The organism is Acinetobacter seifertii, assembly GCF_000368065.1.
Lineage (GTDB): Bacteria > Pseudomonadota > Gammaproteobacteria > Pseudomonadales > Moraxellaceae > Acinetobacter > Acinetobacter seifertii.
In genome coordinates this window covers 1,190,227-1,206,319 of the sequence record NZ_KB851200.1, presented here as the reverse complement: position 1 = coordinate 1,206,319, position 16,093 = coordinate 1,190,227, and the positions used below count along the sequence as shown (strand labels likewise).

General features: G+C 35.8%; 13 protein-coding genes. 6 read left to right on the top strand and 7 right to left on the bottom strand.

Features of this window, described 5'->3' with window-relative positions:
- Positions 1-78: 78 nt before the first annotated feature.
- Together panB and F985_RS13070 are read left to right on the top strand one after the other, a co-directional pair.
- Positions 79-870 (top strand): 3-methyl-2-oxobutanoate hydroxymethyltransferase, encoded by a 792-nt coding sequence (gene panB, locus F985_RS13075; RefSeq protein ID WP_004701647.1) that lies wholly within the window; start codon positions 79-81, stop codon positions 868-870.
- 307 nt (positions 871-1,177) lie between these two features.
- Positions 1,178-1,645, top strand: coding sequence for a hypothetical protein (locus tag F985_RS13070; protein WP_004701645.1), 468 nt, complete (start codon positions 1,178-1,180; stop codon positions 1,643-1,645).
- A 114-nt stretch (positions 1,646-1,759) separates the two neighbouring features.
- Here the strand turns inward: F985_RS13070 and F985_RS13065 are convergent, their stop codons facing one another.
- The gene (locus F985_RS13065; RefSeq protein ID WP_004701643.1) at positions 1,760-2,920 is read right to left on the bottom strand and encodes a catalase family protein; all 1,161 of its coding nucleotides are present in this window, start codon (positions 2,918-2,920) and stop codon (positions 1,760-1,762) included.
- Positions 2,921-3,103: 183 nt separating this feature from the next.
- On the opposite strand from F985_RS13065, the gene F985_RS13060 reads away from it, so the two are divergent.
- Both F985_RS13060 and F985_RS13055 read left to right on the top strand, forming a co-directional pair.
- A complete protein-coding gene (locus F985_RS13060) occupies positions 3,104-4,975 on the top strand; it encodes a non-contractile tail sheath protein (RefSeq protein ID WP_004701642.1) in 1,872 nt (623 codons plus the stop codon).
- A 227-nt stretch (positions 4,976-5,202) separates the two neighbouring features.
- Complete coding sequence (locus tag F985_RS13055) at positions 5,203-6,312, top strand: S-(hydroxymethyl)glutathione dehydrogenase/class III alcohol dehydrogenase (RefSeq protein ID WP_004701639.1); 1,110 nt, start codon at positions 5,203-5,205, stop codon at positions 6,310-6,312.
- Between the two features lie 57 nt (positions 6,313-6,369).
- Here F985_RS13055 and F985_RS13050 read toward each other — a convergent pair whose 3' ends face one another.
- From F985_RS13050 to F985_RS13025, 6 genes are all read right to left on the bottom strand, one after another.
- Positions 6,370-7,323 carry a DUF4882 family protein gene (locus tag F985_RS13050; protein WP_004701638.1) on the bottom strand — a complete coding sequence of 318 codons (954 nt, stop codon included), beginning with the start codon at positions 7,321-7,323 and terminating at the stop codon, positions 6,370-6,372.
- 114 nt (positions 7,324-7,437) lie between these two features.
- On the bottom strand, positions 7,438-8,454 hold the full coding sequence (locus tag F985_RS13045) for a fimbrial protein (RefSeq protein WP_004701636.1): 1,017 nt from the start codon (positions 8,452-8,454) through the stop codon (positions 7,438-7,440).
- Positions 8,451-11,009, bottom strand: coding sequence for a fimbria/pilus outer membrane usher protein (locus tag F985_RS13040; RefSeq protein ID WP_004701634.1), 2,559 nt, complete (start codon positions 11,007-11,009; stop codon positions 8,451-8,453). Before F985_RS13040 ends, F985_RS13045 begins: the two co-directional genes overlap by 4 nt.
- Positions 11,010-11,068: 59 nt before the next feature.
- Positions 11,069-11,803: a fimbrial biogenesis chaperone gene (locus F985_RS13035; protein WP_004701631.1), complete on the bottom strand. Its 735-nt coding sequence runs from the start codon at positions 11,801-11,803 to the stop codon at positions 11,069-11,071.
- Positions 11,804-11,888: 85 nt separating this feature from the next.
- Positions 11,889-12,422 carry a fimbrial protein gene (locus F985_RS13030; protein ID WP_004701628.1) on the bottom strand — a complete coding sequence of 178 codons (534 nt, stop codon included), beginning with the start codon at positions 12,420-12,422 and terminating at the stop codon, positions 11,889-11,891.
- 452 nt (positions 12,423-12,874) lie between these two features.
- The gene (locus F985_RS13025; RefSeq protein ID WP_004701626.1) at positions 12,875-13,165 is read right to left on the bottom strand and encodes a hypothetical protein; all 291 of its coding nucleotides are present in this window, start codon (positions 13,163-13,165) and stop codon (positions 12,875-12,877) included.
- 1,140 nt (positions 13,166-14,305) lie between these two features.
- Here F985_RS13025 and F985_RS13020 point away from each other — a divergent pair.
- Together F985_RS13020 and F985_RS13015 are read left to right on the top strand one after the other, a co-directional pair.
- A complete protein-coding gene (locus F985_RS13020; RefSeq protein ID WP_004701625.1) occupies positions 14,306-15,364 on the top strand; it encodes an ABC transporter substrate-binding protein in 1,059 nt (352 codons plus the stop codon).
- A gap of 13 nt (positions 15,365-15,377) precedes the next feature.
- The gene (locus F985_RS13015; RefSeq protein WP_004701623.1) at positions 15,378-16,088 is read left to right on the top strand and encodes a class II aldolase/adducin family protein; all 711 of its coding nucleotides are present in this window, start codon (positions 15,378-15,380) and stop codon (positions 16,086-16,088) included.
- The last annotated feature ends 5 nt before the right edge of the window (positions 16,089-16,093 follow it).

The following is a 16,093-nucleotide window of genomic DNA, read 5'->3' as shown; positions in this document are numbered from 1 at the left end:
ATATTATTTTTTAGTAAATTTTACCTTTCAAAAAAGACTAACCTTTAAATCCTTCTTTAAAAATTAGAATCACTAGCTATGAAAACGATAACTTTAACGACATTAAAAGCTATGAAAGAACAAAAACAAAAAATAGCTGTTCTGACTTGTTATGACTCTACCTTTGCTAAGGTCGCAAATAATGCAGGAGTAGACGTTTTGCTAGTTGGAGATACTTTAGGTATGGTATTACAGGGATATGACAGCACTTTACCTGTAACAACTGAACAAATGGTATATCACACTGCTTGTGTTAAAAGCGGAAATACTAACGCATTTATTATTTCTGATATGTCATTTATGACTTATGGAACGCTGGAAGATGCGCTAAAAAATGCTGGCCTTTTAATGCAAGCGGGAGCACATATGGTAAAAATCGAAGGAGATTCATGGCTTGCTGAATCAATTCATAAATTAACTCAAAATGGCGTACCTGTATGTGCTCATATTGGATTAACACCTCAATCTGTAAATGTTTTGGGTGGATTTAAAGTTCAAGGTAAAACTGAAGACCAAGCAAAAAATTTAATTAATACAGCAAAGCATTTAGAAGAAGCTGGAGCAGCAATACTGTTGATTGAATGTGTACCTTCTGTTGTTGCAACACAAATCAGTCAATCAGTTTCTATACCAGTAATTGGAATTGGTGCTGGTGCCGATACAGATGCACAAGTACTGGTCTTACATGATATGTTGGGTTTAAACGATAAGCCCGCAAAATTTGTGAAAAATTTCATGGAAGGACAATCAAGTATTGAGTCTGCTATTAAAGAATATGTTAAAGCTGTAAAAGAAGGTTCTTTCCCAAGCGAAGCACATCAATATATTTAGAAAATTGATTTAAACATAAGGGAAGATAATCAAAAGTTAAAAATGATTATCTTCTTTTTTTAAAATTGATGTAGTTAAGTATTTTGAAAGCTGCTATTACCAACACTAAAAATTTATCGTTAAAAACCGAGACACACCACATCTTCAGTCCAAATATTGTGAATTATTTATCAATAGAATTTCACAACTACACATTAATTACATTTAGATATTTAAGAATCACAAGAAAACACATGTTTTGTATCATACTTCTTTAAAAGGCTGAGTAAGCAACCGACCAAGAAGGAAGGTAAAAAGGAGATAGGACATGCCCCAATATTTGATGATTGCTGAAAAGGTTTATAAACGATTTAAAGATCAAGATCTTTTTTCAAATATTCCCACCGAACAACTAAACAACTTAATAGCAGTAATTCGTAAAGAAATTAAAGACACCAAATTTAAGCTTAAATATAACTTCATTGATTTTGAAGAGTGTCTAACCAAACCACTAGATCAGTGCGCCGTTAAAATTGATATTAGTTTGATGCCTAGTTATAAAAATAAAGATGAGTATATTTTATGGCTAGCAGGATTTATTGAAAGAATCACTACTGGTGGAGAAACTAGACTTCCGTCTATTTCAAAGTTAATTCCCCCGGATTTTAAGTTTAATAGTGAGTTTGACCACTATAAAAATTCTTCAGAAACTGCACAGAAAAATGATGATGGTGAACTGATCATTAAGTACTTTAAATCGGAAGATTTTAAAAAAATGGTAAAAGAAAGAAAATAATTTAAAGAATATAGAAGTGTTTCCACCACACTTCTATGTATCGCTGTTAAAATTCAGCAACCGCCTTCTGGGGCGGTTTTTTTATTCAAAATTTCATTAAGCTGAGCTAATTTATCACGGTTCATGACGTGGAGCAGAATTCATCTCATGTCTAGTTCTACTTATATCTTCGTAAATAATTTTACGCATTCTATTTATTCCGCCTAAAGGCTTATGCTCAGGTAATGCATGCCACGGCGTAAAAGAGAGATTTTCACAAAATTGATTTTGCTCAGGTGTATCAAAGCTCTGTTTTGGTATATGAAGAGTCGCAACTTGGTAAAAGGGTGCTTCCGTTTCTTTCCACTCAGTCATTGCATCTTCAACTTGCATTTTATTTGAAGTTCTTGGCTGTATTAAAAATTCCATGCAAACATCCTGCTTCTGCAAAGTATCTTTTAAAGCATCTCTTAAAAAATCATGGCTTGGATGATCAGGGAAAGCTGGGGACACCGCCGAGCAATTTCTTACTGAATATTTAACAGCTTGACGGTCATTACCTAATCCTAATTGATAGGGCACCATAGACCAGTAACGTGCATAGAGTGGATTGGAAATTTTAGAATTACGAGCTCCTAAAGCATTGATTGTTCCTTTTAAACCTAGGGCAAAAGGAATGTGGAGTTTATTAAAGAAACCCTTATTGTTCACATCATGAATAAATGAAAGATATCTTTGACCGTCATTTACAAAAAAGACTGGATGATTGATCATGATAAAATCTTGAGTTGTCGCTTCCTTTTCACTCTCTAAAATTTTGTCACCCGGTACACCTAAGACTTTTATAGCCATGCCGCGGGCATCTTTTTCAATATCTGCTTGAGAAGCATCGTTAGATGCATTTGAAAAGCGAATCCATGCCTCATAGCTTTTATCGGGAACAAATACACCTTTTGCGAGTTGAGTTGGAATATTTTTAAGTACATGAAACTCGGCACGAACACAGCCATGTGCTTTAGGATGTGCATCTCTTAAGGCTTTGCCGGGTGAGTATTCTTTTCGGATAGATTCTTCAATAACTGTGGATATTTGCTGAGCCACTAACTTTTCATTTGGTTGCAGCTTTTCACCCAAGTATGTATCTGGCTCAGGATAAGATTTCGCAATACTTGAAGAAATAACTATAGGCTTATTATTTTTATGAAATGCTGTATCACTGCAACCACTTAATAATGATAAAGCTGGAGTCAAAAGTAACACTATTCTAAAGTGTCCTAACCGAGAAGGATTTGGCATTCATTGCTCCTTATTGCAAAGTCCACTTTAGAATTAAAATAATGTGTTAGGTTCATATTATTTTAATAATCATAATAATTATCTACTCTTCGTAGATTAAACTCAATTGTTACTTATCCAAACAATATAAATAAAATAATTATTTAATATAAGACTTCTTAAAGCCATTAAGAGCATTATGACATGATAAATAACTCACAAAATGTACAAAATAATTCTACGGTTTCTCCTCAACCCATTACTCAAAATATACTTATTGACAGGTTCAGTCCAAGCTATTGGACAATAGATGGCCCACAAAGTATGTCTTTTGCTATTACCAATTATGGCAATGGTTTTGAGGCAACTTTCCGCTCACGTATGACCACAGACTTAGCAGGTATTAGTTGGAACTCGTATGACACTAAAGATCATAAACTTTTAGCTTATGAAACTAAGTATAGCTATTCAGGCGTGATATGGGACTTTAACATTGAACTGTCATCCTCTATGCCTGTTTTAAATAATGAGTCATTAACGCCAACTCTAACTGTTTACTATAACGACAATGGGGTAGATAAAATCGCGTATATTGTTTTGTTCAACTACGCGGATAATCCATCTTCAAGATCTGCTCATATTCATATTAATTGGGATACAGTCAAAGCAGGTTTCTCGGCTACAGATAGCTTTCCAGTTACCAATATTCAGAGAATTTCATTTTCAGCGTTTACAAGTAGCTATAACGCCCACTCATCATTGCCCTTGAGTCAGTCAGAAGATGGTTATATTCGTATTACCAATTCAGTCGTTACTGGTACAAATGCACAGTTAAATCTAAGCCGAGTGATCGTACCTCAGCATAATTATGGCTTATGTACTAGCTATGACGACCATTACGATCTGAATCCACAGCGAATAGTAGATAACATGGCTGCTTTGGGATATCACGGTTTTATTAACCATTACTGTGGTATGTCACATTATCCTGAAATGATCTGGAGAAGTGATATTAATAGATTCCAGATTCCAGACACACTCGTTACAGGTCAAGATGTCGTTAACCCTTGTACCCGTAAATGGCATGAGAAATATGCTCAAGCTCTGCATAATGCAAATATGCAACCTGTTTTTGGGGTAAGTTTTGAAATGTACTCGTTAGGAGCAAATGAGTTTTGGGCACAGCGCGACTGGAATAGTAATTTGGGTAAAACGGCCTACCAGCCACCAAGTTATTTCTTTAGTTTATGTGATCAAAATGCTTTGGCATACTTACATAAAGTTTTTATTGAGTTTGCAGATACCTTGGTGACGGGCGGGTGTGATGTCAACATGCAAATTGGTGAGCCTTGGTGGTGGTACAACACGGATACGAACTTACCATGTGTCTATGACTATCCAACTAAGTTAGCTTTTAATGCAGATACAGGTTTATATGCGCCGGACTTGGGAACAATTTATGATGCAATGAATAAGACTGGAACGCCATACGATGAGTTTAAGTCATGGTTACGAAATAAATTAGGACAAACATGCCAAGATATTCGAACAGCGATTAAAGCAAAATATTCAAATGCTCAAGTGTGCCCATTAATCTTTTTCCCATCTATTCGTTCTCCAATACAAACCTTAGCAACTTATATCAATTATCCAAGCGAGCACTATTCTTATCCAAATTTTGATTACATCATGACGGAGGCCTATGATTGGCTTTTAGAAGCGAAACTAGATTTAGCTCATCAGGCTGTTTCACAAATACCAACTCAAGATTTAGGCTACCCTGTAAATAAAGTGGCTTATTTATCAGGATTTGTACCAGATGCATCTATTGCTTATATCTACGGGTTCGATAAAAACAAACCATATCGTACACCGATCTGGCAACGGATTTTTGGAGATATGCAAAACAACTTATCGCTTGGTCTGATGAAGCAGTTTATCTGGGCATATCCACAAGTGATGTTTGACTCGATTACGATTGATACTACTCAAGCTCCAAATGGCTTTTTTGTTGAAAATACGCTATATACACCTATTAGTGATAACACACCATATCCACCAGATATTTACCTATAAGTAAAGATAAGCTGTTTAATATATAAACAATTTAATCAGAAGCCTCTTAACATAAGAGGCTTCTTGATTTTGAAAAACATGCTTGCCTAGACGTACTTGACTGGCTATGCTGTGATGGATTGTCATGAAAGCCAATTTAATTTAAGCAAAATTAAGCTCTTGTATTACCAATATATAATCTATTTTGCTCGACTATAAATACCGAATGATTTAAAGGAAACCCAAAGATGAAATCTCGTGCAGCTGTCGCCTTTGCCCCAGGAAAACCTTTAGAAATTGTTGAAGTTGATGTTGCACCACCTCAAGCAGGTGAAGTTCTCATAAAAATTACCCATACTGGGGTATGTCATACCGATGCTTTTACACTATCTGGTGATGATCCTGAGGGTGTTTTCCCTGCGATTTTAGGCCATGAAGGCGCAGGTGTCGTGGTTGAAGTTGGTGAGGGCGTAACAAGCGTTCAGCCGGGTGATCATGTTATTCCGCTTTATACAGCAGAATGTAAAGAATGCTTATTCTGTAAATCTGGAAAAACAAACCTATGTGTTGCCGTACGTGCTACACAAGGTAAAGGTGTAATGCCAGATGGAACTACACGTTTTTCATATAATGGTGAGCCGATTTACCACTATATGGGTTGTTCAACTTTTAGTGAATATACGGTAGTTGCTGAAGTATCTTTAGCTAAGATCAATCCTGAGGCGAATCACGAGCAAGTTTGTTTACTTGGATGCGGCGTGACGACTGGTATTGGCGCCGTGCATAACACAGCAAAAGTACAAGAAGGTGACTCGGTTGCGGTATTTGGCTTAGGTGGTATTGGCCTAGCTGTTGTACAAGGTGCACGTCAGGCAAAAGCAGGACGGATTATTGTAATTGACACAAACCCAGATAAATTTGAACTTGCTAAACAGTTTGGTGCTACAGATTTCTTAAACCCTAAAGATTATGATCAACCTATTCAGCAAGTGATTGTAGAAATGACAGGCTGGGGTGTAGATCATTCATTTGAATGTATTGGTAACGTAAACGTTATGCGCTCGGCTCTAGAGTGCGCACATCGTGGTTGGGGACAATCCGTTATTATTGGTGTAGCGGGTGCAGGTCAAGAAATTTCGACACGCCCATTTCAGTTAGTGACAGGCCGTAAATGGTTAGGTACTGCTTTTGGTGGTGTGAAAGGCCGTACACAACTTCCTAAAATGGTCGAAGATGCGATGAAAGGTGAAATTCAACTTGAACCTTTTGTGACTCATACTATGCCTCTACAAGACATTAACGAAGCTTTTGTTTTAATGCATGAAGGTAAATCAATTCGTACTGTCATTCATTTTTAAAAAAAGAAAAAGGGCTGTGATTCAGCCCTTTTTTATGACTTATTATAGTTTTATATCTTAGAGGGCATTACCACACATGTCAGTTGTGCCTTGAGGATAGCTAAACTGTAGCGCATTACGGTCAGTAATGAGTTCACTCGACAACTCTTGGCCAAATAAATTTGTAGAATGAATATCTACAACTCCATCAACTGTAAACGCCACTTTCTGTAGTGCACCAGGTAGTTTAAATTTGTATCCTTCATCAAGGCCATTTAAAATGAATCCGACCTGCCTAGTATTCTGGTTGATGTAAATACCTAAGCGTTGATATGCATTTGTATTAACTGTCATGTTTCTATTTTTATGATATCTATCTATTAAAGTATCCTCATTAACTTGGGAACTTAAGCTGTAATATAAACTAGGAGGGTTTTCACCAAAGTCAGGATCATATGCGCCAACAATAAAATTATAAAATGAATTAATTATATAATTATTATCTGTGACACCCGTAAAACTGATATCAGATGAATAATAGGAGCTTCCTGAAGAAATTGTAGGTATCTTAAGCTGCATTTCAAAAGCAACAATATCTTTATGAGGTAATAAAAAATCACCTTCATAGCTTATTGAATTCATTTTTGATTTGCTTTTTGCTGTGTATACAAAATAACCGTAATAATCTTCAGTGATTGGGTCTATTTTGAAACCGAAATTTTGCCCATTAATTCGAGGAAATTTCATCGTAGGTGGTCGATCAGGATACTGAGTATTAAATAGATCATAATCTTCTAGAGTCGCATCAAAATTATATTTGCAGACTGGAGCAGAAGAATTAAGGGAGGTAGTTTGAGTCAAAAGCATTTGAGGTGCTAATTTTTCATTCTTTGTAGGTGATGAAATGCTTTTAGATGCGACTTTTTGATCGGATTCATTACGCGATGTTGTATTGGTATTATCAGAAGATACTTCATATATTGCCCAGCATAATGTAATTGCACCAACAGCAACTATGCCTATTTTTTTCATAAAATATTCCTATCGAGTTAAGTGTTAAATTTTTAGAAAGTAGTGTTAAAGTAAAATTTATTATTAATATTTATGTTTTTAAATTTTATTCAGCTTAATAACGATTCAATATGATTAATCATATTGAATCGTTACAGTAGCCATTGCACGTACTTTACCAGCAGTCACATTTGTTGCTGTTTGATAGTAACGAGCAGTCAATGGCACGTTATATTCAACAGTTTGATTTGATTTCACTGTTCCCAACTCTAGTTTATCGCCTGTACCAATAACCTGATTCTTATTTTGATAATTCCATAAAAGTTGAACCCCAACACCATTTGCTTTAGTTGCATTTGGTTCAAGATTTTTTAAAACTTGGGTATTAGTGCCATCCTGTTGATAATCAAAACTCAAGCTAATGAGGTTTTTCTCTTCATAGCCAGTAGGGTTGATACCACCATTACATAAAATATTTAGATCGAATGACTGGTCGCCTTGGGTTGAACCAACACCTTTAAATCCTGCTTTTGTAACAGTTGGCAACTGTACCTGTTTATTAATAGCACCGCGCCATTCGCAAGAAGAAGAAGCGATTGTAATTGCATTGCCATGTACAGTACTGGTTAAAAAAGGGCGATCACTTCGATTTCCGGCATAATAAGTACTATAAACACCAGGGACTAAAGTTCCAGATCCAGTGTTTTCAGCTGTTTTCACAATTTCTACAACAAAATAACCTTCAGCAAGAGTAATACGAGTACTTGGGACACGACGAGTATAAGGATAGTAACCAGAAAAATTTTCGGCATTAAATGCCTCACGATAAAGACGAATACCAATTCCTGGGATATTTGTTGAGTAGATGCTATCCCCAAGTATGCTAATTGGGTAATTTTGTAATAACTGAGCAACCATCATATCCGAAGAATTACAGGTATACATTGTATAAGGATCTGGTCTAATCTCAAAAAGTGATTTAACTAAAACTTTACCTACAGGGTCACTTGGTCGAACCACAACTCGTCCAACCTGCATTGGAACATCAATTGTTCTGAAACCGCTACTAGTCGTACATGATGCTTGAGCACCAGTATTAATACAAAAACCTAATACTACTAAAGCACCACTATTTAAAAGTAATTTTTTCATTTGCAGACAGCCTCAGTCATTACTACGCTTTGTTGCTTATTTTGCAACTGGTTACTCACATTGTACTCAACCGAACAACGCTCATTGCTTTCATCACCCCATTTTACATAGAGACGATCTTGAGCTTGTGGGGTACGTAAGTAAATCATACTACCTTGTGCAACAATACCTACAGCTTCGTCTTTTTGGTTAAAGACTTGGGCTGCAAACGGTAAGCTGTTGCCATCTACAGTTTTACTATTAATATAAACTGCATAACCAGTTTTGGTTGCAAAGTCCACTTTAGCAATTGCACCAGCAAACGGTGCAATTCGTTGACTCGTTTCTTCAAGTTCTACTTTGCTAGACATTTCTTGAGGATCAAGCGTAATGTCATTAAGACGGTAAGGAGTAACATATGGGACTACTGCATAACCCGCTTTGTTAATACTTAGACCCACTGTATTACTTACTTTTGCTCCTGCTGCTTCAGGTGCGTGAACAAGTACCATCGTTTGTCCTTGTTCAGGGCCAAACAAAACACCTTCTGAGTGGGCAACAACACTACCAGTTAAACTAACCATTGCTTGTTGGTAAGAATCAGCTACGCTATAAGAACCACCAACAGTTGTATAGTTGGTACGATAACGACCATTTACGTTAAATGATGGATTTGTATAGTCTTGATGCGACATAGAAGCACCATAACTAAAGCGATCACCCACCATACCACTTGCACCCACTGTACGACTATCTTCAGACGCAGTAATGTTGACATTGACTGAATTCTTTTTAAAGTTCATTGGGAAAGATAGTGTCATCAAGTACTGAGTATCACGTGATTGAGTGTTTGAACCATATTCAACTTGACGGTTAATCGCAGATAAACCATAGGTTAAACCATGGTAATTATTGCTATAACCAACTTGATATTGTTTAGTGGTTTCACTACGGTTCCAATAATCGACCCATGAACCTACCATGTAGAAGTTACCCCAACCTTCAGGAAGACCTTGGTTTAAGGTAATTTGGAATTCACTACGTTGGCGACCAGCAGCGTAAGTATTGATACCTTTGTCTTCTAAATCACGAATAAGCAGGGCATCACGTAATTTATAGAAGTTTTCTGTTGAGTAGCGATAAGCTGCAAGTGTTAAGTTTGTATTCGTTGGAGAAATTAACTTGCTATAACTTAAACGGAAACTTTGACCTGATTGTGAAGCTTGTTTTTCAAAGTCCGCTTCAGAGTGGGTAACGTCAAATGCAACAGCACCAATAGGGGTTGCAAAAGCAGCACCTAACAATAAGGCTGTATAATTTTCAGAAGCTTGAATTCCAGTATAACCCGTTAAGTAGTTGTTAATACCTTGTTGATATTTACCTTGAACTACCCAAGGATTAAGATCAATATCTCGATCACGGAATTGACCGACTGTTAATGAATAACGGTTCACGCCAGGACGTAACATCTGTACAACAGATGCATAAGGTACAGCAAATTTTTGTATTTCACCATTTGCTTCAATAACAGTAACTTCAATCTCCCCACCAAAACCAGTAGGGTATAAGTCGTTAATTTCAAAGTTACCCGGTGCTACTGTTGTTTGATAAATCAGTTGACCTTGTTGGCGAACTTCAACTTTGGCGTTGGTTTTCGCATTACCACGAATACGTGGAGCATACCCCAACATACTGTTCGGTAGCATTCGGTCATCACTTGAAAAATCGATACCACGATAACCATAAGAGTCAAATACTTCGCCGTTGGTAAAGCTATCACCAAGTGTTAAAACGCCGCGATATTTAGGGAATGCTCGCTGTAAATAAGTACTGGTTTCTTCGTAACTTGATTTAGACTGATTTTCAGCAGGAGTGTCTTGCCATTGCCACTGACCATTATGACGTAATTGCCAGCCGGCTAAATTTAATCCGGCTGTAATCCCCATAAATGCATTTGACGTTTCACTTCTATCGTTAGAATTAGTAAACGTTTTATAAGCACTACCATTATAAGATAAAAAGCCTGCATTAATGCCACGATCCCATACACTTGGGTCAACATAACCTTGAGCATTTTTTTGTAATGCGACTTGTGGAATTGAAATATCTACACGTAAGCGAGAGTTATCAAACTCATAAAATGCGTTTTCTACCCATTCTTCGATTTTGTAACACGTATTATTTTCTTTTTGAAGCGGAGCATGCTTAGATAAAACCTCTTGCTTTACGCCGTATTCAAGAAGATTCATTCCTGTAAAGCAAGTTACAGCATTTTGTGTTGGATCTACTGCTTTAAACACCATGCGACGTTTACCAAACCATTGACCATTTACATATACGTCAACGTTATATTCGCCTGGTAAAACAGGATTACCGTATTTAAAACGAGAAATATCAACTTTTTTGGCATCGCCAATTAAGAAAGCAGAATCAAACTCAGCTTCGACAGGAGCACTCGCAGCTGTTTCTTCAGCGTGCACGAATACAGGCATTGTCATTGTAACAACGCCAGAAGCCAAGTAATAACAAATATGGCGTTTTAATAATTTATAAGATTCTTGCCGTTTTTTTGGCATAGCTAAGTCCGCCTACTCACATAATAGGTGCTTAAAATTTATTAAAAATATAAATCTGATTATTGAAGTTTTATCGTGTGTTCGACTCGACCACCGTAGTCATTCACATTAATAAAACTCATATCCTGAACATTGCCATTCTTAAGCTGAACGGATGCATCAGAAAAAGGCTTAACCATTAGCCCTTCAGGTAATAAATCAACTTTTTTATCACCAACTTTCTGAAAAATAGAAGTCATTGTGATATGAAAAGGTGTTGGATTTTTTACCGTTAAGTTTTGACCAGATTTAACCCATTGAAGCTTATCTGCTGCTAAGTTCGCGTCATCTTTAATCGAAGCTGGACGATAGAAGAATTTAATACGTGAGCGAATAGCTAATTGCAGAAAATTATCAGGTGTCGTATCTGCACCCTTGGAAGTTGGTCTTGGTGGAATATCCAAAACGTTCAACCATAAAACTGTTTCTTGCTTCTGATTTAACTGAGAAGCAGTAGGTAGGGCAGTAATACGAAAAGTCTGACTTTTGGTTGCTTCAACACGAGAAATTGGAGGAGCAATCATAAAAGGAACTTTTGATTGATCCGGAGTACTTTTTGGGTCGCCTTCATCAATCCAAGCTTGAACAAGAGCTGGTTTTGAACCGTTATTGCTAACTTGTAGCGTCACTTCACGAGCATCTGATGGATAAATTACACGAGTGCCATGAATTACAATTTCTGCATGAGAGGCAGGTGCGGCTAGCGCTGAAGCAAATGCCAAACCTAACAAAAAATTATAACTGTTCAATTTCATTTCTGGATTCTCAGCCAAGGAAGTTCGGGAAAGCGTACACAAAATAGGGCTTCTATAAAAATATAGAAACCCTATTGTCTATCAATTATTGATAGATAATTGTGTATTGAACAGAAGTGTTCACTTTACCAGCAGTAGAAGCGCCAGTTGCATAGTATTCAGCGTAGTAGTTAAGATCTGCACTACCAGCTGCAGCAACGTCAACCCATTGAGAGTTCGCTTGAGCACCATTTGCACCCGCAGCAAGAACTGGAATTACTTGGTTATTGTTACCTAAAAGTTGAACATTAACGTTTTTAGCACCAGTAGCGTCTTGGTTAAGTAAACGACCAGTATTAAAGTCAACAGTTGCACCTGGTTCGAAATAAGTTGCAACTTTACCTTCTGAACAGTTAGCTAACTTGATTTGGAAAGGAGTACGACCAGCAACATTTCCAGCAGCAGCTAAAGTTTGTTTAGAAACAGTTGGAAGAGTAACTGTGAAGTCTTTACCAGCAGGTGTAACGATGTCACAAGTTTTGTCTGTTACTAAACCATTAATTGTAATTGTACCATCAGCCGCTTGAGCGTTCGCAATCCCTACAACTGAAAGAGCAGCGATCAAAGCAAGTTTTTTCATAGTGTTTTCTCAAAAAGTCTGGATAAAAGTTTAATCTCTTACTTTTCCAGAGGTTGGCATCTTGAAAAGTAATGCGGCGATACTAACATTTTTTCAACAAAATGCAAACCTCATCACACTATTTTTAAATAATAAGAAATAATCTGCTGTTTTGAGCTAAACTTAAGCATAGTTTTATCGATCTAATCAATTGTTTTAAAAAAAGAATTGTGTATTAATTAATGTATAAAAAAAATTACATAAGAGAAGTACTAGAAAGAATAGATATTTGAAAAAAAATCAATAAAACAATTATATACGATAATTTATCTCTTTGCCCAACAAAGTGTGAGAAATTAATCATTTTTTAAGATAAAAGGCGAATTGTTTATTATTTTGTTCAAATGATAAACGATTCACCTTAATTTCTATGTTAGCACTTCATCTAGAGAAATGAGTCTGGACTAATCATTTTAGTGATAATTTAGAACTACTACTTTTTTATTCGCGGTTATTGTTTCAATACTCGTATCCATTTTTTCAGTATGACTTGCCAAGTTGAATACATTGTCTTTATTTAAATATTGAGTATCGATAGTCGTATTCAGAGTATTGATTTGAGCACATGCTTTTTCAACATTTACTGTAGAACAAGTGTCTTCAACAATATTTCCTTTAATCATTATTGTGTTATTTGCATAACAAAATAGTGGGGAAGTGGAAATCACCGCCAAAACCATAAGTTTAAATATATTATTTTTCATTTTATATATACCTATTTATTAAATAGTTAATATAAGAGATACAATAATTTTTATTTAAAAACAATATAAAAATTCGTTTTAATAAAAAATAAATAAATAACATGTGACCTATATCTCACTAATTATTTTATTTATATAAATAGTTAATACTTTACAATTAATTTAATAGAAATGATAATAAAATCACACTTTTGTGATAATAATGAATCGCAGTCCATATAAATTTAAATTACTGATAATAAATACTTTTAATAAAAACACCATCTTTCAGCGATAGATTAAACTTACTCTTGGATATTTTTATTAATAATAAAATTTATATAATATAATTTTTCAATAATCATGAAAATAATTGATAATATAAAATACAAACCTTTAAAGCTCTTTCAAATTTTCAATTAATAAAATAACCAAATTTTAAAATACAGTTAAATAATTGCAAAAATTTATTTAGAATAAATTAATAGTTTTAAAATTGGACTTTGAAGCCACTTAAGGCTCCAAAAGCTAATTCTTGTACTATGACAAATGCTAGCTACTTGTATGAATTTGTTTTAATCCTTAACTTTGAACAAAATAAGTCTCTTAAATTTGTATTAGTGGATAAAGCTCAATACATAGTCAGCAAACAAAATGCCAGAGTGGGAAATATCGTATGTTTAACTCAACTTGTTCCTTTTTGGTCTTATAAAATTCAATAATTTAAGAAATAAGGTAACAAGTTGAGTTAATTTTTTTTAACTGAACTTGTTACCTTAATGAGCAGTAATATAAGGATATTTTTAATGAAGCCTATGTAGAATTGCTTTCAGTCCATAATATTAGTGAGATGAGATAACTGATGTGTTTTTATATATACACATTGAATCCTTAGCTTTCTGATACTTATATCTAGAAGATAGTGTTCTGGCATCCTTAAAAAATCATTGAATTAAAAAGTGGTTATAACAAATATATAGAAAGTTATATTTGTCTAAATTAATTGTTGATAAAACAACACTAGCCTTGAAAAATGATGAAATATAAACATTTCCAATCCTACTATATTTTCTTAAATAATTGAAAATTAACAATAAATTAAATTGGCATAAAAGCTGCTCAATGTAAGTGATGAAAGTGGAATTGTCCTAAGGAACCCGTATGTCACTTGTAGTAGATAAAAAAGAAAATTCTAAAGAATTTGTAAAAAACATCCTGTCTGAAATTTGGGTCACTCGATGTCCAGTACCCACAGCAACAGGTATTTCATTAAAACGCGGTACTTTAGTTAAAAAGTTTGAAAAACACGGCATTGATGTTGCCGTCTTGCAAGATGCGCGTAAAGGTTTATCGGTCCATCATTTTGATCATCAATTGCCAGCTCTGTTCCGAGAGGGTGGAAATGTACCTGCGTTAGCTGCACGCTCTGAAGGCGCGCCAAGCCGACTCATTGGATTGACTTGGATTGATGAGTGGCAAGTCATTATTGTGCGACCTGATTCAGATATTAGCCAGCCAGAGCATTTAAAAAATGCGAAAGTAGCTTTACCAGAATATGCTGACAAACGTGCTGGCAGTATTTTTAGAGCCATGTCATTGCAAGGTATTCGTGGCGCTTTACAACTTGCCAATCTCACTTTTCGTGATGTGAATTTTATTGAAGTACCTGAACGTGCTGGATCTAAAGAGAATCGTGATGCGAGTACGTATTGGTCAGGTCTTGATGCATTAATTACAGGTGAAGTTGATGCCGTGTATGTAAAAGGGGCTTCTGCTGTTGAAGCTGCAACTAAACGTGGCCTAAAAGTTGGGATTGATTTAGATAAATTTGAAGATGTGACTTCTCGTGTTAATAACGGTACACCTCGTCCAATTACAGTCCATGAAGACCTATTAGAAGATCATTTTGATGTGGTCGTCGATTTTCTTGAAGAGTTGTTTGATACCGCAGATTGGGCACAAGATCATTTAGATGAGGTCTTGGTCATTTTAGAAGATGAAACGATTGCAGGAGCAGAAAGTGTTGCAACAGCCTATCGAAATAATTTTCATAAGTCTTTACATCCGTCATTAAGTGAAGACCGTTTAGAGCTATTAAAACAACAAAAAGATTTTCTTTGGTTGCATGGCTTCTTAGAGTGCGATGTCGATATTGAAACATGGGTTGATCATCGTCCTTTACTCGAAGTTTTAAAACGCCGCCAAAATAAAAATTTTTAAAGAGGATTTGACCATGACAACACTTATTCAAACGCCATTATCTCGTGAACTCAATGACTTTATCGAATTGAACCGTGAAAAAGCTGAATTTGCTTTTGAAGTATTCCGTGAAACAAGAACAATTACTGCAAATGGAACCGTTAATTTTGTTGAACGTGGACCTGAAAATACCTTAGTCACTTTTAACTATGCAGGGCCGTGGTCTAAAGATAAAAAAAGCAAAGTATTGGTGGAGACAATTGATGGTGAAGTTTTCTTGGGAAGAAAAAGTGCAGGTGGCCGCTATAACAAGCTTTTTAAAGAGCATGCAGATGTCACCACAATATCTCATGTACACGCGCCGAATTTAGGCGCTTGGGCTCAAACCCATCGCACTTTACCGATTCGTTATGTGCCTGTTCAACGCTTTCATTTGTTTAAAGAGTTGCCGATTTACATTGATCGCCGTCAAGCTGAAGTGGATTTTATTTTAGATCAACTCAAAGTTGATATTGAACATCGGGCCATTTTGGAAGCCAATGGCGGAGCGACTGTATGGGGACGCCAAGGACTACAGGAAACTGCTGAATTTATTTTATTGCTTGAAGAAGGTGCTCAAATTCAGCTGCTGGCTGAATTAGTCGGTGGGAGCCGAGAATACGGGCAAGGGGTTTTACATCAGCAATGGAAAATGAGTGGATTGACTGAAAAAGCAAAATCGCTGGGCTTGCTTCCTCTGAATTAGATAAA